Here is a 20,591-nt window from a genome sequence, read left to right as displayed (position 1 = left end):
TCAAAACCCTATTCCCCAATACCAAAAACCGTCTGACAAACCAAAACAACCTTACGCCTAATTTTAGCAGAATTCGATACCACAAAAGCAAAACCCATAGTGGTCACTAAAGCAATAAACGCAAGTGCTCCAAGTGCACCTCCATAACCATCAAAGACATGGCTTTTCGTAATGTAAATCCCAGTAAATAGCGCTCCTGCTATGGCAAGCAAGGGGTAACTTTTTAAGGTTTTAGCAGAGACCATCCCAATAAACGAGGTACCAACAAATACAATAGGGAGGTGTTCGGTTAAATAGCCATTGAGTACGTTAGGAAAGGCATAACAAAACAAACCGACTATTAGCGATAGTAACGCAGAGGCTTTTACAGCGCCAAGGCGTAAGTATTCGCTAACAAAGTGGGTGACTGTGGCGCCTAAAATTCCGGTGATAATGAGTATAAATGGATTCATACTAATAACGCATACATTAGAGTTGCTGTGATGACACCTGCAAATGCCATGGTGCCTAATTTTCCGCCAACACCAAGAAATAAGTTTTTAGACATCATAAAAAACAGACCTGCAAGTGTGCCTGCAGCAAGTGCAAAACCTAGGGAAGGGCTAGTTTCTGCACTAGACATGCCAACAAAAGCACCACAATAAATGCTTGCTGGTAGTTGTTGTAAGTAATTCGATTTTTTATTTGAAGATGGTAAAAATGACGCTAATGTTCCCACAATGCCCATGGCTAAAATGGGGCCTAAACCACCAGGAACATTTAAGAGGTAACACAATACGGCTCCAATTGGCACCCAAATCACGACGGATATTTTTTCGTAGGCGTAATCTTCGTGGTGTAAATCTAAGTAGCGATAGCCAAAAACGATGGTAAGTATAATAACAAGTGCGGCTATAATTATGGCTGCGTTGGTTTCGTAATGCGCGTTTACAATCATGGTTAAAAAGGTAACCTGCGTAAATAAAACAGTAGCGACCATTAAAAATCGAATGGCTTTATGTTTTCTCATTAAGAAATTTTTGAAGTTTTGCCTTTGGCTGGGTATAATCACTCAGTTTTAGATCTTACAAAGGTCTAAGAAAATTTTTAAGCGGCAAATTGTAGGGTGGAAATTTAGAACAGCTTACCCATTTAAATCCAGATGATCATCATCTAAACCTTAATCGCAAATTAAAAACGAACCGATTTCCATTTTTGCACAGTTTTTTAGAAAACGCGTTATTACATTTTGAGAGATTAGTTTGAATTTTGCAGTATGAAACACATCTCAAAGTTCGGAATTTTCACATTGCTATTGGTGAGCAGTTTAACCATCATGGTTGGGACTGTTATCGCTCCGTCATTATCAAGCATCGTTGCACATAACGATTTAGGCTTTTCGCCCAGTTGGTTAATTACGCTACCTTCATTAGGTGTCGTGCTTTTTGCTCCTTTAATTGGTCGTTTGTTACATAAACTTGGAACGCTAAAATTACTAAGTTTAGGTCTTGTGCCTTATGCTGTTTTGGGTGTAGTCGGAGCTTTTATATCCAATGATGTGTTTTTAATTTTAGACCGGATTTTATTAGGAGCCGCAACAGTTGCTATTCAGGTGTCGGTGACGGCTTATATTGCGGAATTTTTTGTTGGTGAAGATCGAATGAAAATGATTGCCTATCAAGGTATGTCCATAGAATTAGGTGGAGTTGTCTTTTTGGCTATTGGTGGTATTTTGGGTGAATTGCATTGGCAATTTCCATTTTATATTTATTTGGTCGCTTTATTGTGTTTGTTGTTAGTGGCAAAAACCTTACCCAAACCAGAAAAGAAAGAGACGACGGAAGCACAGGCAACTTCCGAAAATGACAAAAGCAAAACCAAGGTAAGGCTCATTTTTATAGCATCGCTATTTGCCATGATGTTGTTTTTTGTAGGATTTGTAACCTTGCCAATATACTTACCTGAAACCTTTGGTTTTAGTGAATCGCAAACCGGATATTTAATGGCGTTTATATCTTTGATTGCGATTATAACCGCGAGTCAGATGCCAAAAATGGTGAAGCTTTTGGGTGATGGGAAAACCGTTGCTCTCGGATTTCTATTTTTTATGTTGGGTTATTTGGTGTTGGCAATTACAGCGAGTTTACCGTTCTTGGTCCTCACAGCGATTTTTATAGGCATTGGTTTTGGATTTACCATTCCGTTGTTAAACCACATGATGCTTGAAGCAAGTACACCGCAAAACCAAGGAAAAAATTTAGGCTTGTTTTCTATGGCTGTTTTCGGTGGTCAGTTTTTATCTACGTTTATTGAGTTTATTTCTAAAAATCATATGGCTATTTATGCGATTGCTTCGGGTTTAGCTTTAGTGATTGGAGCTGTACTTTATGTTCGTTTTCAAAAGTTGACTAAGAATGAACTTGACTAAATTCTTCTTACTTTTGAGGGAGACCTTAAAAGACGATGCACAGAACAGATTGGAAACATAAATTTCAAATTAGTAATAATTTTGAAACTATTGAAGGAATACTCTCTGGTAATTCTATGGGCATTTGCTTTGAATTTAAGCAAGATGCTAGTTTATGTGTTCATTTTAAACCTTTGAATGAAACGTTTAAAGTCGATATCCATAAGCTTGAAAACGCGACCTTATTAAATTTTGAACGCGATCTTATTGACGAAGACGATATTGAGTATGCGTTGGATATTATGACGCTGTTTAATAAATATCCACAATGGGTTGTAACAAACACGTCGGAAATTGAGCAACTAAAAAAAGTCATTCATTTACTTGAAGACGAGTACCAAAGTGACGCAGCATCGTATATTATGCTCAAAACGTTGTTGAAGGTTTTGATGTTGCATCTAATCCGTTATCAAAACGATGGATTTTTAGAACAAGATTTAAATCAGAAGCGTGTCTTTCAGTTTTTAGAATTAATGGAAACACATTTTCTAAACGAAACGAATAGCAGCTTTTATGCGGAAACTATCGGTGTGAGTTCGAAACGTTTGAATCAAATTTTAAAAGAAAAACTCAATTTAACAGCGAAACAGATTATTCAACAACGCCAAATCACCGAAGCCAAAAGACGACTTGTTAGAAGTGAAATTTCTCCAAAAGAATTGGCTTTTGAGCTTGGTTTTGATTCTCAAAGTAGCTTTTCACGGTTTTTTAAAAAGAATGTCGGAGTGAGTCCTTCAACATTTAAGAAACATCACTGATTTTTGGTGTTTAGTGTCGTTTGATTCGTGCTAAGGCGCTAGATATTATAATACTAGTAAACCAGAACCTCTCAAAATATCAATAGGTTTCGAATGCCAAAACACTTCAAAATCTTCAAAATGAGTTTCAAAACTGGTTTTTAATTGCTTAAATGATTGTGGCTTGTGTTGCGGTGATATTTGTTCCAAGCAATCTAAAAGCCAAAGGCCTTTTTCTTTTTCTAGTGTAATCTGAAAGCTGTCTGCCGTATCATGAAAGGTGAATTCTAAGAAGTCTTTAGTGGTTCCTTTTTTCGTTTTAGAAAATTCAGCCACCAAAGGCATGCTGCCTAACCACACAATTTTTGCGGTTGGTTTAATGTTGAAAACAGGTTCTTGTGCTAAGGAATTATAGATAAAATCAGGATCGATTTCGGTGTCAGGAATATCAAAGTCGAACCAATCTTGTAAAGGACTATCAAACCCAATACCATGCATAAAATTGAAAAGTGATTTTTTTAACCCGTAACTAAATTGCGAATGGTCAATACCAGTTGAATCCGTAAAATCAACATCATTATTGGCAAAACTTATGTTTTTATAATTTGGAGTAATGCCATAATCACTAGGATTTAATCCCACAGGACTGTGCGCTGTTAAAGCAAATTGATGCCAAAAGCCCGATTGTAACACACCAACTTCAAATAGCTGACGTACCATTTCTAAACTATCTATCGTTTCTTGAACCGTTTGGGTTGGGTAACCATACATTAAGTACGAATGCACCATAATATTCGCTTCGGTAAAATTGCGAGTCACTTGCGCCACTTGCTCAACGGTGACACCTTTGTCAATCAATTTTAACAAACGATCTGACGCGACTTCCAGTCCACCAGAAACGGCAATACAACCAGAGGCCTTTAATAAAATACAAAGATCTTGAGTAAAGTTTTTCTCGAATCTAATATTGGTCCACCAAGTGACGCTGAGGTTACGTTTTAGGATTTCGAGCGCTAAAGCTTTCATCAACGATGGAGGAGCGGCTTCATCGACATAGTGAAACCCAGTTTCGCCAGTTTGCGCAATGAGTGTTTCCATGCGGTCGACTAAAAGCGATGCCGCAACAGGCTCATAAATTTTTATATAGTCTAAGGATATATCGCAAAAGGTGCATTTTCCCCAATAACAACCGTGCGCCATGGTGAGTTTGTTCCATCTGCCATCGCTCCATAAACTGTGCATAGGGTTGGCGATCTCTATAACAGAGATATATTGATCTAATAATAAATCTGAATAATCTGGCGTACCAACATCGGCTTGTTTGTAATCTGGAGAGCTGCTGTTATTTTTATAGACGATGGTTCCGTTTTCTAGGACAAAGGTGCGTTTGTATTCCATTTCTGAGATTCTTCGCTTTGGCTCAGAATGACAAACGTTTTCATAGAGTAACTCAATTGGTAATTCGCCATCATCTAAAGTGATAAAATCGAAAAATTCAAAAACCCTGACATCTGTAACAGACCGTAATTCGGTATTTGGAAATCCACCACCCATCGCGATTTTTATCTCAGGATAATTGGCTTTTATAAATTGTGCACAACGAAAAGCACTGTATAAATTTCCAGGAAACGGTACCGAAAAGCAAATGAGTTTGGGTTGTGTGTCTTTAATCCGAGTCTCTAATAATTCTAATGTGATTTGATCGATGTAGGTTTCATCATCTTGAAGCTGTGCATAAAGTTCATCAAAGGAGTTGGCACTTTGCCCTAAACGTTCCGCATACCGACTGAATCCAAAATCGGGATCAATACATTCGACGATGAAATCGGATAAATCTTCAATATAAAGTGTGGCTAAATGTTTGGCTTTGTCTTGCATTCCCATGGCACCAAATGCAAAATCCATATCGTCTAATTGTGCAAAACGCGAGGCTTGCGGCAAAAAGTTGGTGGTGCAAATCTGTCTGGCAAAGGTTTGATTTTTGCCTTGAAGAAATAAGATGATATCATCTAAAGATTTTAAATAATGTTCTTTCAAAGCATAAATACGTTCACAGTTTTCAGTTTGAATACGATCGTTTTCAAAAGCCAATTGAAAAATTTCTTCGAAGGTTTCTTTTTTGAACAACTCTAAAATCACTTCAATACCCAAATCCATTTGAAACGCGTCAATCCCTTTGGTATTCAAAAAACCTTTAAGATAGGCGGTTCCAGGATACGGAGTGTTTAATTGGGTAAATGGAGGTGTTATGAGTAAGAGGTCTTTCACTGGTTGAAGTTGAAAATGAAAATGAAATTGATGATTGCAAATATAGTTGTAAAATGATTGGTTTTTTGAGATTCTTCGGTCATGCTTCACTCAGAATGACAGTTCGGTTTGTCATTCTGAACAAGGTACGAAGTGAAGAATCTTTTAACTAATAATTACTTTTTTTTAGAGATTCTTCGCATTGCTCAGAATGACAATAAGTTTTACCCATTCCTCAAAATCTCAGTAACCGCTTGCTGATATGCTCTTGGATTGTTGGCCTTTTTAATTTTCTTAAAGGTCTTCCGTGGATCTGAAAACGACTGTGCAAAGTATTCCCAAAAGCCTTGCATTTTCATTTTTATCGGAGTTGGTCCAGATAAGGCTTCATCGTACTGCTGATAAATGGTATCATGGAATTCTCTAAAAATGTCCCATCGGTTTTTTGGATAGTCTGTCGTGTTGTTTTTAATCATGCTTGGTAAAAACGGATCTGCAATGAGTCCTCTACCAATCATAAAATGATCAATACTTGGAAAACGCGTTTGCATTTCTTTCAACTTTGTAACAGAAGTAATATCACCGTTGTAATACAATTTGTGTTTGGTGCTTTCTATACATTTTTCAAAAGCATCAAGATTTACTCCGCCTTTGTACAATTGTTTTCCAATACGTGCGTGAATGGCAATATTTTTAAGCGGATAAGCGTCTAGAATAGGGAAAGTGTCTAAAATTTCTTCTGGGTTTTCGTAACCCATGCGCATTTTCATAGACACCACAATGTCCGTTTCTTTATGAACGCGCTCTAAAATATGATTGATTTTTTCCGGATCGCAAATGAGTCCAGAACCCATACCACGATTCGTCACCATGGGATAGGGACAACCTAAATTCCAGTTCAACTCTTTATAACCTAATTCTTGGATATAATCGACTACGAATAAAAACTCATCAGCGCTATTGGTCATGATTTGTGGAATGACTTCTAATGTTGAATTGTTTTCGAGCTGTAAATCGAGTTTATAAGAATTTTTAATAATCAACTTATTATTAAATCGAATGTAAGGAGCATAAAACGTGTCAATGCCACCAAAATAGTGGTTAAACGTATTCCGAAATCGGAAATCGGTAAACCCTTGTAATGGTGATGATAAAAGTGTAATTGGCATTTCGTTTTATGTTTTATAAGTCCTATAAAACGAAGGTGGTATATTTTTTTAAGAAAGTCAAATCTTATGGGTTGAATATAATATATTATATATTTAATCGTTAAAGGAATAACCAACCAAAACCACAATACATAAAGCATAATTACATTTCAATTATTAATCAATCTCAAAAATTATGAAACGAATTATTTATGTATGCTTTATTGCCATGTTATTATCATCTTGTACAACTTCAGATAATAACCAAGATCTAGATTCTAATTTTTATGCACTTACTGTAGGTAATCAGTGGCACTATAGGTGGTATAGTGTTAATAATGAAGGAGTCGAAAGCCCAAGGGACGTACAGGAGTCTATTTCTATTGTTGGAACAGAAGAAATAAATGGGAGTATATATTATAGATTTAACCGAATCATTTCTGGGAATGAAAATGGGAATTATTTATTTGCACCAGAGAATGGCGAACATTTTGAATACTATAGGGATTCATTGGGCTATTTAGTTAACCAAGATGGATATATTAAATTTTCTAATAATTCAGATGAACCATTCTTTATTGGTAGTATTGATATTAGTGAATTTGAAGTTACAATGTTAGGTGAACTTCAAAGTGAAAATCTTTTTTACTCTACAGAAGCGGGTTCATTTGATTGTTTGGAAGTAATTGCCACCTACACGCGTGAAGATGGATATATTTATCTTGCAACTAATAATTCTTACTATTCCGATGGTATTGGATTAATAAAAGACGAACAAGTTCTTTTAGCATCTGAAAACGCTGGTTATCTTAGGAAATTAATATCTTATAATGTTCAATAGGCTAGAAGAAGTATAATTAAATGACTAATCTAAAACTCACTACTATATAAAACAGAGTCAGATTTGAATTATTTACTTAACACGTTTGAGAATAATAGAATTATCTCCAAACTCAGTAGGTCTTTCATCATCAAAATTTAAAATATTCTTATCTGTAAATGCTGTGAAACCAATAATTTTCTTCGAGTTGTAAATCGAGTTTATAAGAGTTTTTAATAATCAACTTATTATTAAACCGAATGTATGGAGCATAAAACGTATCAATGCCACCAAAATAGTGGTTAAACGCATTCCGAAATCGGAAATCGGTAAACCCTTGTAATGGCGGTGATAACAGCGTAATTGGCATTTCGTTTTAAGTTTTTATGTTGATTTTTTTGCAACCGCTAAATAACAAAAAACTAATGTATTATTCTGATGAATGAGTAGGGATTGTTATTTTAAATGTTTCTTAAAAAAAGCAATAGTGCGTTCCCATGATAGCGTGGCTGCCGCTTTATCATATCGTGGTGTGGTATTATTGTGAAAACCATGATTCACTTCAGGATAAATATAAGCTGTATATTCTATATTATTAGCTTTCAGAATTTTTTCAAATGCTGGCCAACCAGCATTGACTCTTGTGTCTAATTCACCATATTGGAGTAGAAGAGGTGCTTTAATTTTTACAGCATCTTCAGCTTCTGGTTGTCTGCCGTAATAAGGTACTGCGGCTCCTAAATCTGGTAAACGCACAGCCATCATATTAGAAATCCAGCCTCCAAAGCAGAAACCAACGACGCCAACATTTCCATCGCAGTTCTCGTGATTTTTGAGATGATGGTAAGCGGCAATAAAATCTTCGAGCATTTCTTGTTGGTTACGCTCTTTTTGCATCGTTCTACCGTCGTCATCATTACCTGGATAACCACCCAATGGACTTAAGGCATCTGGTGCTAAAGAAATAAAACCTTCTTTTGCTGTGCGTCGTCCGACATCTTCAATATAAGGATTTAAACCTCTATTTTCATGTACTACAATAACTCCAGGTAATTTGGTTTTGTTGTCCTTAGGTTGGGATAATAGCCCATTTATGGTGCCACCTCCTTTTGGAGATTCATAAGTAATATAATCTGAATCTAAGGTTGGGTCATCTGGTTTAACCATTAAATTGGTAATGTAATCAGGTGACATAAAACTCATTAAAGAAGACAATGTGATACCACCAACAGCATAGACTCCAAGTTTCTCTACAAACTGTCTTCTGTTAAGTTTGTTGTGCGCATAGTCATCGTATAAATCAAAAACTTCTTGTTTAATATCTTCTTTTTTTAAGTCTTTCATTACTGTCAGGTTTTAGTGATTAAAAAATCTAATGCGTTAAGTTATAAATAATAATAAAGTAAATTTTAAATTTATAATTATTTAACACGTTCTAGTAAAATGGTATGATCACCAAATTCGGTTGGTCGTTTGGCATCAAAATCCAATGCAAATCTCATGGTGTCGTTATCTATGAATTCTGCGATGCCTAATATTTTTTTCGATTCTTTAGATGCTATTTTTGTAACAATGAAGTCTACTTCTATTGGTGTTGTGTCATAGTTAATAGAATAAGACATTTTGCCTTTTTTGCCATTCATTGTAAATTCTTTTCCACCTATAATTTGTCCTTGTATTTCAAAAGTAGCGTAGCCTTCATTATCGAAAGTGATATAACCGATTTCACTTTGGTCGTCTCCTTTCCATTTGCCTAAGACATCTTCTTTTTTAGGATTTGAAGTGAATACAAATAGCGGAATGATAAAAAGTGTCATTAAATGTTTCATACGTTTTATTTAAAATATTTGGTCTAAAAAATGAGTAATACGCTGTGTGTTCGCTTTCATTAATTCTTTACGAGCCGCTTTAATATCACTTGGTTTTTTGTCTTGTGATAATTTGAATTTGCCTACCCAATCTGTAATAGTGATTTCAAACATTTCAATATACCCTAAGTTTTTATCTAAACGCGGATTGTCTGACTCTAACGTATAGTTATGATCAGGCGCTTCTAAAAATTCAGTCATTGTAATTAAGGATTGCTTTAAAGCTGCTTTACTTTCAATGGCCTTTACTGTTCCTTTGAGATGCACTTTAACATAATTCCAAGTTGGTAATTGCGTGGTGGAATAAATGCTTGGTGAAATATAACATTCTGGGCCTGCAAAAATAAGAGTAACATCCTTATTATCTTTTAACAATTCAGCTTGCGGATTGTGTTTATCAATATGACCAATCAGTTTTCCATTCTCGTAAATTAACGGTAGATGTGTTATTAAGGGCTGATTATGATGTACAGAAATTACAGTCGCTAAAGGATACGTTTTTATCACTTCAATTAAATGATTTTTATCGTTATCTTGATGGTGCTGTGGAGGGTAATTCATTTATTATTAACCTAATTGGGTTCGGGTATTACTAATTTAATGCCAATTTAATGACCCTCTAAATTTACAATTTTTTATCTTTAGAGCATGGCAGACAAACCAACTTCATTTTCAATTAAAAATTGGTCACAAGATGATCAGCCACGAGAAAAACTAAGAGACAAAGGAAAAACGACCCTTAGTGATGCTGAATTAATAGCTATTTTAATCGGCTCAGGCAATAGAGATGAAAGTGCTGTGGCCCTCTGTAAGCGTATCTTTGGGAGTGTTGATCACAATTTAAATGCTCTTGGAAAATTGACTATCGCACAATTAATGGAGTTTAAAGGCATTGGTGAAGCTAAGGCAATATCAATTGTTGCTGCTTTAGAGTTGGGACGTCGAAGACGGTTAGAAGATGCCCTACAGTTAGATAAAATTACATCGAGTCGTTCGGTGTTTAACGTTATGCAACCGATTATTGGAGATTTGCCACATGAAGAGTTTTGGATATTATATCTTAACAATTCCAATAAAGTCATTAAGAAAAACCAATTGAGTAAAGGTGGCATTACAGGGACTTTAGTCGATGTGCGTTTGGTGCTAAAAAACGCCTTAGAAGTTGGAGCGATTGCGTTGATCTTATGTCACAATCACCCATCAGGAACTTTAAAACCTAGCCAAGCCGATAAGGACATTACTAAAAAATTAAAAGTTGCTGCTCAGAGTTTAGATATTTCTGTTTTAGATCATCTCATTATTACAGAAAATGCATATTTCAGTTTTGCGGACGAAAACCTCATGGGTTAATTTCTAAAAATTCAAAACCCATAAAATTCAATAGATAACTACTCCTAGAATTTGAGCTTTTACAGTTGGAATTTGTTATTTTTAACTTTTCGGAACTTAACGAACAGATGCTATTAGTTTATACACATAAAATCACACCACGCGTTACCTACACGTTTAGGCATATATGCAAACGTATTTTGGGGATCGAGGTTCGTTTTACTTCTAAAGTTGAAGATTTTATTGCACACGATAGTCTTAAAATGTCTTATGCGAAACAACCTTTAAGTAATGAGTTATTTATAAGAAGTAACGAGCTATTGTTTGAAACCGGTTTGTCCGATATTGATATTAACGTGCAGGGATGGGAAGATACCAAAGGGTTTTTTGCAACTGGAGAACGCAGTGATTTACCCTTCGATATATTTGCTTCATCTTTTTATTTACTGAGTAGATATGAAGAGTATTTGCCACATGTAAAGGATGATTATGGACGATTTTTGGCATCCGAAAGTATAGCCTTTGAAAATGATTTTTTACAACAACCCGTTGTGGATATTTGGGCATACAAACTTAAAAATGTATTAGCAGAACGCTTTCCTAATTATGAGTTTCCGATTAGAAATTATAGTATTCAACCGGTCATAGATGTGCCAATGGCATATTACTTCAAAAACAAAGGATTTTTAAGAACGATAGGAGGGACATTAAATGATCTGAGACGTCTGCGATTAAAACAATTATATTTTAGATATTCCGTGCTTTTTGGGTTTAAACGCGATCCGTATGATACGTTTAAATGGATCATCAGAAAACAAAAACAAAACAAATTTAAATTTGTAGTACTGTTCTTAATAGGGGATTATTCAACCTATGATAAAAATATAAATACAAATAAAAAGGACTTTATTTCACTTATAAAGTCCGTAGCCGATTATTGTGATGTGGGCTTAAAAGCATCCTACTTTTCCTTAAGTGATATAACTATTCTCAAAAAGGAAAAAACCAAAATGGAATCTATTACGCATACCGATCTAAAAGCGGTACGTCACTCGTTTTCGAAATTGAATTTACCAACATCCTACCGGAACTTGGTAGAGTTAGAAATTCATCAAGATTATACTATGGGGTATATAAATACGTTAGGGTTTAGAGCAGGTACGTGTACGCCTTTTCAATTTTACGATTTGGATTATGAAGTACAGACACCATTGCAAATTAATCCTTACCATTGTTTGGATTTTGGATTGTTAAAATATAATTCGCAATTAGACAAAACAGAACATTTGCAAAAGATAATTAGAGAAGTAAAAGCCGTGAATGGTACTTTTATACCGATATTTCATAATTATAGTTTGAGTGATTTAGATCGTTGGAAAGGGGTTAGGTCGCTATTTAATTTAATATTAGAATCTACGGAATGAAAAGCCAAATAAAACATGTTTTTTTCGACTTAGATCATACACTTTGGGATTTTGATAAAAACTCGGGTTTAACTTTTGAAAAGATTTTTATTCAGAATAATATAGATGTCGATCTCAAGGATTTTTTGATGGTCTATGAACCTATAAATTTTGAATATTGGAAATTGTACAGAGAAGAAAAGGTTACAAAGTCAGCTTTACGTTACGGGAGACTAAAGCAATCTTTTGAAAAAATAGGAGTTACTGTTGAAGATGATGTTATTCACCTTTTGTCAGAAGCTTATATTGATCAGTTATCAACATTCAACCATGTGTTTGATAGAACATTTGAAATTTTAGATTACTTGAAAGGGAAGTATCAATTACATATTATAACTAACGGATTTGAAGAAGCTCAAGAGAAGAAGATGGTGACTTCAAAAATTAAGCAGTATTTTCAGACGGTTACAAATTCGGAAATGGTAGGTGTTAAGAAACCTAACCCTAAAATTTTTAACTTTGCATTAGAGTTAGCTAAAGCAAAAGCAAACGAAAGTTTAATGATTGGGGATAATATTGAGGCCGATATTGAAGGTGCTCATAGCGTTGGGATGGATACCATTCATTTTGATTATAAAGATGTTCACAACAATCATAGTTTTAAACGAATTACACATTTAAAAATGCTTATAAATCACCTTTAAAAATTAAATAATGTTTAAGAAAATAGTTTTTGCCGTTTCATTTTGTCTTCTAAGTCTTTTTGGATATGCACAAAATAATATCAATGATTATAAATATATAATTATACCAAAAGCGTTTGAGTTCTCTAAAAGCGACGATCAGTACCAATTAAATTCAATGCTTGAGTTTTTTTTTAATAAGTATGGATACGAAGCTTATTTTGTTGATGAATTGTCAAGTGATTTAAAAAAAGACCCGTGTTTAGCATTAACAGCTGGTGTATCTAACGATAAAGGTGGTATGTTTAAAACGAAGCTAGAAATCATTTTAAAAGATTGTTATGATGTGGAGATTATGAGATCTAAAATAGGGGAATCGCGATTAAAAGATTTTGATAAAGCTTATAGTCAAGCTTTGCGAGAGGCGTTTGAAACCTTTCAAAATATGGACTATAAGTTTGTTGGGAAGGAAAAGGTTGTAGCCCAACCTGAAGCCATACAACCTAAAATTGCAAAGCAACCTGTAAAGGAAATCGTAAAAATTGAAGAGGTCGCTGTGATTAAAGAAACTAAAGAGCAACCAAAAGAAAAGGTCACAGCACTTCCTGTAAAAGCAAAGGAAAACACAAAACCAGAACTTTATTATGCTCAAGCTATTTCAAATGGTTTTCAGTTGGTGAATTCGGAGCCAAAAGTGATCATGATTTTATTGAACTCTTCTGCAAAGGATATCTTTATAGTTAAAGACAAAAATGCAATCGTTTTTAAGAAAGATGACCAATGGATCTATTCAGAAAATACTGGTACGTCTGCAACAGAAAACATTTTAAATATTAAATTCTAACCAACAACCAACAACCAACAACCAACAACCAACAACAAATATTAATACCCATACTTATCCTTCCAAAGCATTTTTAAATGATTTCTTTGGGCTTGTTCTCTGGCATTATTTCCTGGGTCATATAGTTTGGTGTTTACTATTTCTTTAGGAAGGAATTCTTGTGCTACAAAATTGTTTTCGTAGTTGTGCGAATATTTGTAATTATCCCCATAACCCAATTCTTTCATGAGTTTTGTTGGAGCATTTCGCATGGCAATAGGTACTGATAAATCTCCTGTATCTCTCACTAATTGTTGTGCTTTTCCAATAGCTTCGTAAGCCGCATTACTTTTTGGGGAGCTCGCTAAATAGGTTGCACATTGGCTTAGAATAATTCGTGATTCAGGATTACCAATTACCGATACCGCATGAAACGTATTATTCGCAATGACTAAAGCCGTCGGATTGGCATTACCAATATCTTCACTTGCTGAAATTAGTAAACGCCTTGCAATAAATTTGACATCCTCACCACCTTCAATCATTCGAGCTAAATAATAGACGGCCGCATTTGGGTCACTACCACGAATCGATTTTATAAAGGCTGAAATAATATCGTAGTGTTGTTCTCCTGTTTTGTCATAACGAGCGGCTTGATTTTGGACTTGTTTTGTGACTAAATCATTAGTGATCACAATTTGATCACCTTCAAAAGAGGCGACCAGCAATTCAAAAATATTAAGTAGTTTTCTAGCATCTCCACCTGATAAGCGTAATAGAGCTTCAGTCTCTTTTAATTCAATATTTAATTTAGAGAGTTTGATGTCTTCCGTGATAGCACGTTGTAATAAATCTTCTAAATCTGTTTTGCTAAACGCATTTAAAGTGTACACTTGACACCGTGATAATAACGCCGAAATAACCTCGAAACTTGGGTTTTCTGTAGTGGCTCCTATTAAAGTTACCCAACCTTTTTCTACCGCTTCTAATAATGAGTCTTGTTGTGATTTGCTAAATCTGTGAATTTCATCTATGAATAAAATCGGATTTTTTGCGGTGAATAATCCACCACTTTTCTTAGCTTTATCAATAACCTCTCTAATATCTTTTACACCAGAATTTATCGCACTTAATTTAAAAAACGGACGATCAGATTCATGCGCAATAATGTTTGCTAAAGTGGTTTTTCCAATGCCTGGAGGCCCCCAAAATATCATGGAAGGAATTACTCCACTTTTAATTTGCTGATACAGCATGCCGTTTTTACCCACTAAATGTTGTTGACTTAAGTAGTCGTCTAATGTATTTGGTCGTAAACGTTCTGCTAATGGTGTATTCATATTTCAAAATTACGAAATGCTTTTGTGATGGATTAATGAAATCCGTGAAATTGATATTAAAAAATAAAGAGCGTAACGTCTGTGATGCTGCCATTATTTCAGACAACTGCATTTTGGCTACAAATTTGAAAGACTTTCTTTAAATTTGAATATATGAGCAAACCACAACACTTTAAATATTCTAACAATATTATTATTTATCCCTTAATGATAATGTTTGCTAATTGGTTAGTGTTTTGGTATCAGGTTCGGATAGATAGCGGAATAAAAGCTTTTGGTATTAGACCTCAAACACTAGAGGGACTTTTAGGGATTGTTACAAGTCCGTTTTTGCATGGAGATATCAATCATATCTACAATAATTCAATTCCTCTCTTTGTACTCACAGTAGCCTTATTTTATTTCTATAACAACATAGCATGGAAAGTGATTGGCTTTGGAATTTTACTTTCAGGATTCATGACTTGGCTTATTGCGAGTTCAGGGAATCATATTGGAGCTAGTGGCTTAGTATATGTGTTAGTTAGCTTTATCTTTTTCAAAGGGATATTTGCAAAACACTACCGACTTATAGCCTTGTCGTTAGTTGTTATTTTTCTCTATGGAAGCATGATATGGTATGTGTTTCCTATAAAAAGTGGGATGTCTTGGGAAGGCCATTTAAGCGGCTTAATTACGGGATTGGTATTCGCTTTAATATTTAGAAAACAAGTCGCTAAACCAGAACGCTATAAATGGGAAGAACCCGATTATAATGAGGACGATGATCCATTTATGAAACATTTTGATGAAGACGGAAACTTTATAGAATTTGAGCCCGAAGAAGAAATTGAATCTGAACTCGAAATTGAATCTGAAACAATACAAGCTCAAAAAATCAACTACATTTTTAAGAAAAAGGAAGATTAGAATGTTTTAATTGCACTTCACACTTCACAAATTTTACTTAAAATTAGCTACGTTGTCTCACCGCTTCATATAAAAACGCACCACACGCTACAGAAACATTTAAGGATTCAATCTCTCCTAAAATAGGAAGTTTCGCTTTATCATCTGCCACTTTTAAAACAGAAGGATTAATTCCTCTGCCTTCAGATCCCATAATGATGGCACATGGTTCTTTAAACGACACATCGTACAAAAAGTGCTCTGCTTTTTCCGTTGCAGCTATAACTCGTATGCCCGAAGATTGCATGTGAAAAACCGCATCTTTTATATGATCTACTTTACAAATTGGCATTTTAAATATGGCTCCAGCACTTGTTTTAATTGTATCACCGTTAATAGGAGCTCCTCCTTTTTTCTGAATAATTATACCATTTACACCAGTGCATTCTGCTGTTCTAACAATAGCTCCAAAATTTCTAACATCACTTAATTGGTCTAGTAAAAGGAATAATGGAGTTTTTCCAGATTCAATAACGCGCATTACTAAATCGTCAATATCATGAAATTCAATTGGTGAAATTTGAGCTACAGCACCTTGATGATTTCCTTTTGTTAATCGATTTAATTTTTCAACGGGAACATAAGATGAATTAATACCTCCTGAACGGATGGCTTGCTCCAATTCTTTAAACAAGTCGCCATTCAGCCCTTTTTGCATAAAAACCTTATCTATAGTTTCGTTAGATTTTATGGCTTCAATAATAGCTCTAATTCCAAAAATGGTAGTTTCGTTCTTCATACTGCAAAGTTATGTAAAGAATTCATTAATAAATAAAATATATACAGTTTAAGATGATAGGTATTCAAATAAAAATCTCGAACAATATATTTACCATTCGAGATTTATAATTATTTATTAAATATGTCCTCATTAATTTTTAATCAGCTTTTTACTTATGATGCCGGCATCAGTATATAATCTTAAAAAAAAGATGCCATCTACGTGTTGCGATAAATCGAAGGTGCCTAAGATGGTTGTATACACTTTTTCCCCTATTAGATTATACACTTCCACTTTATTAATTGTGGTATTTGATACTAGTGTTATCTTTCCTTTAGTGGGATTGGGATATACTGTAATTGATGCGGTTTCATAATTTGCAACACTTAAGTTTTTACATAGAGTTAAATTTGGATCGAATTCAATTGGGTCACGTGGTGTTATGTCTCTGCCTGAAAATGCAGGATAATCAACATCATATTTTAATGCCCTAAAACTAACATTAGGATATGAAGACGGACTACTGCCTTGAGTTGCAATAACTCCATTAGATGAATTTACAGGACTACTATATTTCCAAACAATACCTTCATAAGGGTTTATCTCGAAAAACAGTCCATTAATTCCTTCGCAAATTAATGTGTTACCATTTGGTAAACGCTGGGCACTACTTAATATTCCAGAGAAAAATCGTGAAGGTTCTATAGGGTATTTATAGATGTAATGTGGGGATATTGGGCTATATGCAGTGCCGGCTTGGTATGAGTACACACCAGATCCGTCTGTTTCTGGGTTAATAATAAAAACTTCAGAAAACATAGGGGTTCTATCTCTACCATTGTTAAAGAGCATTATTTTATTTTCATCAACAAGTCCTGGTTCAATGACATATGGAGAATGCTGGCCGTAAAGTTTTCTGTCAGATTCTGTGCCTTGGTCGTAAGATTGTGGGTTTCCCCATCGGTATAGAAAATCACCGCCTTTATTGTATATTCCACCAGTATCTGAAGCAGATTCTTCAGTTGTTGTAGAATGGTCTATTATATAAATTTCGCTTAAGTTTCTAGAGCTTATGACAATTTGATCTAAAACCGGGTTATAGAAAATGGAATTAAAATGAAGCCAATTAGCATCTCCATCTCTATTATTTAAAAAGTTAATATTTAATTTTTCAGGACTTAAACTTACGTCACCATAATTGTCTTTAGAAGCGTCAAAATCTTGAACAAGATGATCTTTAACATTCCACTCCCAAACGATAGTGGCTTGATTGTTACCCACTGGTGTTACTTCAACAATTTGTTCATTGTATAATTCATTTTCGGATATAAGCATAGGATCTCGTCCTAATTGAATGGCTTCAGAAGTTGACATTTTTGTTGCGGCAAGTATAAGTACGTTACCGTTTGGCATAGGGAACACATCGTGGTGTTGTCGCTTGGTGGGAGTATCATAGTAATATTGCCAAGTGAGATTGCCATCCCAATCAAAAATTTCAATAACACCACCTTGTCCACCAAAAGTTATGTCTACACTTGCAGTTCTTCCAGCTCTTAATATACTGCCATTCTCTAATAAATACACGGCGTTACCAGGTGGGAAATTGCTAGACCATTGATTAATAACTTCGCCACAATTATTAATAAGATAGGTTTCTGTATGTGACGTGAATAGTGTAAAGCCTTCATATACACCATCAGAGATATGGGTAGTGCCAATGGTATTCTGAGAGTAAGTAAGATTAATTGTAATTAATAGTAAATAAAGTAAATTTCTAACCAAAACATTTTTCTTTTAAGAATTACAAACTTACCGTTAAAAATTGTAATTATTAAAAAGTAGCTGTTAAACTAAGGTGGACCTTGGAGTCTGATAATTTAAATGAGGTGCTCTCAGTTTTTCCGCTGGAATAATTTAAACGGAATAAACCAGCGTTTGTAAGTAGTCCTAGTCCAAAACCAAATCCAAAGAGTTTTTCTTTATTATTAGTGAGTTGGTTTTCAAAATATGCAGCATCCAAAACAGAATGTACGAATATAGTAGAGCTTAAGCGGTAGCGATACTCTGTATTAAGTACTCCAAATAAATTAGCGACGAGACTGTTTTCTTCAAATCCACGGATAGAGTTAATACCTCCGAATCGGAATAATTCATTATCTAAATAATTATCTGAAGCAAGTAGAGCTCCATTCAATCTTGTATAAATGCTATTCCTATTATTAAGGTTGAAAATTTTATAAGTTTCTAATTCGAATACATTTTGTTTTTGAGTACTAATGTCATCGGTTCTATCTCCCAACCCTGCAGAAAAATCGAACCAAAAATTTATAGGAAATAAGGGGTCGTATAACTGTGGCTTTGTATAATTATAATGTACAGTATAGTAGCTAGACTTATAATCATTCAAAATGTCGGTGTCATTTTCTAATAAATTTGTTGAAGTAGTTGAAGTGATACCAACTCCCACTTTATGTTGGGCATTAATTTGATAATTAATTTTGGCATATTGTTCAGCATTCAAAAAAGTAGAATCCTTTCTAAAAATATTAAGCCCAACTTGAAGTCCAATTGGTGTCCCAAATAAATAGGGTAAATCAGCATCGACATTAAAGGTTTGTTGGTCTATTTCATCACTTTTATAAAAGAGATTTAAGGTTTCACCATAATTAAGGTTGTTAATGAGTCGTAAATCCATATACCCATCAAATTCAATTTTATTGGTGTCCTCATTTGTGCCAAAACCTAAAAAGCCATCAAAATTATTAGTTCTACTTTTTTCTACATATATATATAGTGTCGTAGAGTCTTTTGTAAATAATACTTCGGGTTCTTTAATTTTGGAAGCAAAACGTAAGTCGTTTAGTAATTCAATTTTAGCTTTGATGTCATTTAAGTTAAAGGATTTTCCCGTTTTAAGTTTTAAAAAGTGTTTTACATAAGACTTTGGAAACTTTTCATATCCTTTAATGATAATTTTATCGATGCGTCTTTTTTGATGAGTTACAACTTTTAAATCTGCAGAAATTAATGTTGAAGTTGATTTAGAGATATTAATAAGTTGTAATGTTGAAAACGGGTCACCTTGTTCTGCAATTGTAGAGTTTAAGGTTTTCAAATATGTTTCTAGCTCTGTTATATGAAGCTCGAAGAAACCTTCGGTGGAATTGAAGCTCAGAGATTCTAGTAAATCGCTATTAAAAGTTGAGTCATAATAGATTCTAATGGTCTCTATTCTATTTCCTAATATGAGTTGTGCTTCAAAAAGTGAATCATTTTGCCTAGTAATTTTAGATATACTTGTATCAATAAAACCACGCTTGGTTAGTTTATCTTTTAAGGATGTGATTTCTGTTTGTAAACGATTGTAATTCTTATAGGTTTTTAGATAGCCAATAGAGTCAATAATTTGAGTAGAAGCCTCATTCTCTCCTCTAATTTTTAAATTAATGGTTTGAGCCATGCCCTGATTTAAAAAAATCAGAAGAACTATAAAAAAAATAACTCTGTTGTAAAACGGCATGTAAACAATATATAATAGGTCTTATGTTAACGTAAAAATAAGTGATATTATATACTGAAAAAATTAAAGTTTATAAATCTTTTGAAAATTAATTCTCAAGTATTTGAATTATAGATATAAATTACTACATTTGCACCCCTCAAAAGTGAGGATTAATAAATTTTTATATAGAAATATATGCCAACAATTTCACAATTAGTACGAAAAGGAAGAGCCAAAATAACCAAGAAGAGTAAATCGGCTGCTTTAGATTCGTGTCCTCAAAGACGTGGTGTATGTACTCGTGTTTATACAACGACACCTAAAAAACCTAACTCAGCAATGCGTAAGGTAGCAAGGGTTCGTTTAACAAACGGAAACGAAGTAAATGCATACATTGGTGGAGAAGGTCACAATTTACAAGAGCACTCGATAGTATTGGTTAGAGGTGGAAGGGTAAAAGATTTACCAGGAGTTAGATATCACATCGTTCGTGGTGCTTTAGATACAGCAGGTGTATCAGGAAGAACACAACGTAGATCTAAGTATGGTGCAAAACGCCCTAAGAAGTAATTAAAA

Annotated in this window: 20 protein-coding genes and 1 pseudogene; 9 read left to right on the top strand and 12 right to left on the bottom strand. The window is 34.3% G+C overall.

The features are described from left to right. Nucleotides 1-8 precede the first annotated feature (8 nt). Together KO515_RS10970 and KO515_RS10965 are read right to left on the bottom strand one after the other, a co-directional pair. Nucleotides 9-452, bottom strand: coding sequence for a hypothetical protein (locus KO515_RS10970; RefSeq protein ID WP_215936391.1), 444 nt, complete (start codon nucleotides 450-452; stop codon nucleotides 9-11). After that, nucleotides 449-1,009, bottom strand: coding sequence for a hypothetical protein (locus tag KO515_RS10965; protein WP_215936390.1), 561 nt, complete (start codon nucleotides 1,007-1,009; stop codon nucleotides 449-451). The genes KO515_RS10970 and KO515_RS10965 overlap by 4 nt, the downstream gene beginning before the upstream one ends. Before the next feature lie 246 nt (nucleotides 1,010-1,255). On the opposite strand from KO515_RS10965, the gene KO515_RS10960 reads away from it, so the two are divergent. After that, entirely contained in the window at nucleotides 1,256-2,407 is a 1,152-nt protein-coding gene (locus KO515_RS10960) for an MFS transporter (protein WP_215936389.1), read from the top strand. Nucleotides 2,408-2,442: 35 nt separating this feature from the next. Continuing rightward, nucleotides 2,443-3,204, top strand: a complete 762-nt coding sequence (locus KO515_RS10955) for a helix-turn-helix domain-containing protein (RefSeq protein ID WP_215936388.1) — start codon at nucleotides 2,443-2,445, stop codon at nucleotides 3,202-3,204. A gap of 45 nt (nucleotides 3,205-3,249) precedes the next feature. Here the strand turns inward: KO515_RS10955 and KO515_RS10950 are convergent, their stop codons facing one another. Continuing rightward, the gene (locus KO515_RS10950; RefSeq protein WP_215936387.1) at nucleotides 3,250-5,451 is read right to left on the bottom strand and encodes a B12-binding domain-containing radical SAM protein; all 2,202 of its coding nucleotides are present in this window, start codon (nucleotides 5,449-5,451) and stop codon (nucleotides 3,250-3,252) included. 203 nt (nucleotides 5,452-5,654) lie between these two features. Continuing rightward, on the bottom strand, nucleotides 5,655-6,599 hold the full coding sequence (locus KO515_RS10945) for a tRNA dihydrouridine synthase (protein ID WP_215936386.1): 945 nt from the start codon (nucleotides 6,597-6,599) through the stop codon (nucleotides 5,655-5,657). A gap of 175 nt (nucleotides 6,600-6,774) precedes the next feature. Between KO515_RS10945 and KO515_RS10940 the strand changes: the two genes are divergently transcribed. After that, on the top strand, nucleotides 6,775-7,419 hold the full coding sequence (locus tag KO515_RS10940) for a hypothetical protein (RefSeq protein ID WP_215936385.1): 645 nt from the start codon (nucleotides 6,775-6,777) through the stop codon (nucleotides 7,417-7,419). Nucleotides 7,420-7,594: 175 nt separating this feature from the next. Here the strand turns inward: KO515_RS10940 and KO515_RS10935 are convergent. The 4 genes and pseudogenes from KO515_RS10935 to KO515_RS10920 form a co-directional block, all read right to left on the bottom strand. Next, a pseudogene (locus KO515_RS10935) lies at nucleotides 7,595-7,768 on the bottom strand (tRNA-dihydrouridine synthase family protein); the annotation flags it as partial. 86 nt (nucleotides 7,769-7,854) lie between these two features. Further along, nucleotides 7,855-8,742 carry a dienelactone hydrolase family protein gene (locus KO515_RS10930; protein WP_215936384.1) on the bottom strand — a complete coding sequence of 296 codons (888 nt, stop codon included), beginning with the start codon at nucleotides 8,740-8,742 and terminating at the stop codon, nucleotides 7,855-7,857. Between the two features lie 77 nt (nucleotides 8,743-8,819). After that, nucleotides 8,820-9,227, bottom strand: coding sequence for a hypothetical protein (locus KO515_RS10925; RefSeq protein ID WP_215936383.1), 408 nt, complete (start codon nucleotides 9,225-9,227; stop codon nucleotides 8,820-8,822). Nucleotides 9,228-9,236: 9 nt separating this feature from the next. Further along, nucleotides 9,237-9,827 (bottom strand): FMN-binding negative transcriptional regulator, encoded by a 591-nt coding sequence (locus KO515_RS10920; protein WP_215936382.1) that lies wholly within the window; start codon nucleotides 9,825-9,827, stop codon nucleotides 9,237-9,239. Between the two features lie 87 nt (nucleotides 9,828-9,914). Between KO515_RS10920 and radC the strand changes: the two genes are divergently transcribed. The 4 genes from radC to KO515_RS10900 all read left to right on the top strand — a co-directional run bounded on the left by radC (nucleotide 9,915) and on the right by KO515_RS10900 (nucleotide 13,525). Beyond that, a complete protein-coding gene (gene radC / locus KO515_RS10915) occupies nucleotides 9,915-10,616 on the top strand; it encodes a RadC family protein (protein ID WP_215936381.1) in 702 nt (233 codons plus the stop codon). Between the two features lie 65 nt (nucleotides 10,617-10,681). Further along, nucleotides 10,682-12,019 carry a polysaccharide deacetylase family protein gene (locus KO515_RS10910; RefSeq protein WP_436800009.1) on the top strand — a complete coding sequence of 446 codons (1,338 nt, stop codon included), beginning with the start codon at nucleotides 10,682-10,684 and terminating at the stop codon, nucleotides 12,017-12,019. Next, nucleotides 12,016-12,702, top strand: a complete 687-nt coding sequence (locus tag KO515_RS10905) for a YjjG family noncanonical pyrimidine nucleotidase (RefSeq protein ID WP_215936380.1) — start codon at nucleotides 12,016-12,018, stop codon at nucleotides 12,700-12,702. The genes KO515_RS10910 and KO515_RS10905 overlap by 4 nt, the downstream gene beginning before the upstream one ends. Nucleotides 12,703-12,712: 10 nt before the next feature. After that, entirely contained in the window at nucleotides 12,713-13,525 is an 813-nt protein-coding gene (locus tag KO515_RS10900) for a hypothetical protein (RefSeq protein ID WP_215936379.1), read from the top strand. 41 nt (nucleotides 13,526-13,566) lie between these two features. On the opposite strand, the gene KO515_RS10895 is transcribed toward KO515_RS10900, so the two are convergent. After that, nucleotides 13,567-14,844, bottom strand: coding sequence for a replication-associated recombination protein A (locus KO515_RS10895; protein ID WP_215936378.1), 1,278 nt, complete (start codon nucleotides 14,842-14,844; stop codon nucleotides 13,567-13,569). Between the two features lie 153 nt (nucleotides 14,845-14,997). Between KO515_RS10895 and KO515_RS10890 the strand changes: the two genes are divergently transcribed. Continuing rightward, nucleotides 14,998-15,753 (top strand): rhomboid family intramembrane serine protease, encoded by a 756-nt coding sequence (locus KO515_RS10890; RefSeq protein WP_215936377.1) that lies wholly within the window; start codon nucleotides 14,998-15,000, stop codon nucleotides 15,751-15,753. A gap of 43 nt (nucleotides 15,754-15,796) precedes the next feature. Here the strand turns inward: KO515_RS10890 and rlmB are convergent, their stop codons facing one another. The 3 genes from rlmB to KO515_RS10875 form a co-directional block, all read right to left on the bottom strand. After that, nucleotides 15,797-16,531 carry a 23S rRNA (guanosine(2251)-2'-O)-methyltransferase RlmB gene (gene rlmB, locus KO515_RS10885; protein WP_215936376.1) on the bottom strand — a complete coding sequence of 245 codons (735 nt, stop codon included), beginning with the start codon at nucleotides 16,529-16,531 and terminating at the stop codon, nucleotides 15,797-15,799. A 132-nt stretch (nucleotides 16,532-16,663) separates the two neighbouring features. Next, nucleotides 16,664-18,295, bottom strand: coding sequence for an aryl-sulfate sulfotransferase (locus KO515_RS10880; RefSeq protein WP_215936375.1), 1,632 nt, complete (start codon nucleotides 18,293-18,295; stop codon nucleotides 16,664-16,666). 49 nt (nucleotides 18,296-18,344) lie between these two features. Beyond that, nucleotides 18,345-19,973 (bottom strand): POTRA domain-containing protein, encoded by a 1,629-nt coding sequence (locus KO515_RS10875; protein WP_215936374.1) that lies wholly within the window; start codon nucleotides 19,971-19,973, stop codon nucleotides 18,345-18,347. A 237-nt stretch (nucleotides 19,974-20,210) separates the two neighbouring features. Here KO515_RS10875 and rpsL point away from each other — a divergent pair, with 237 nt between their 5' ends. Next, the gene (rpsL, locus tag KO515_RS10870; RefSeq protein ID WP_019386263.1) at nucleotides 20,211-20,585 is read left to right on the top strand and encodes a 30S ribosomal protein S12; all 375 of its coding nucleotides are present in this window, start codon (nucleotides 20,211-20,213) and stop codon (nucleotides 20,583-20,585) included. Nucleotides 20,586-20,591: the final 6 nt, after the last annotated feature.

It is taken from the genome of Winogradskyella psychrotolerans (assembly GCF_018860545.1).
Taxonomy (GTDB): Bacteria; Bacteroidota; Bacteroidia; order Flavobacteriales; family Flavobacteriaceae; genus Winogradskyella; species Winogradskyella psychrotolerans_A.
Note: the sequence above shows the minus strand (reverse complement) of the source record. Positions and strands in the feature narration are given on the sequence as shown.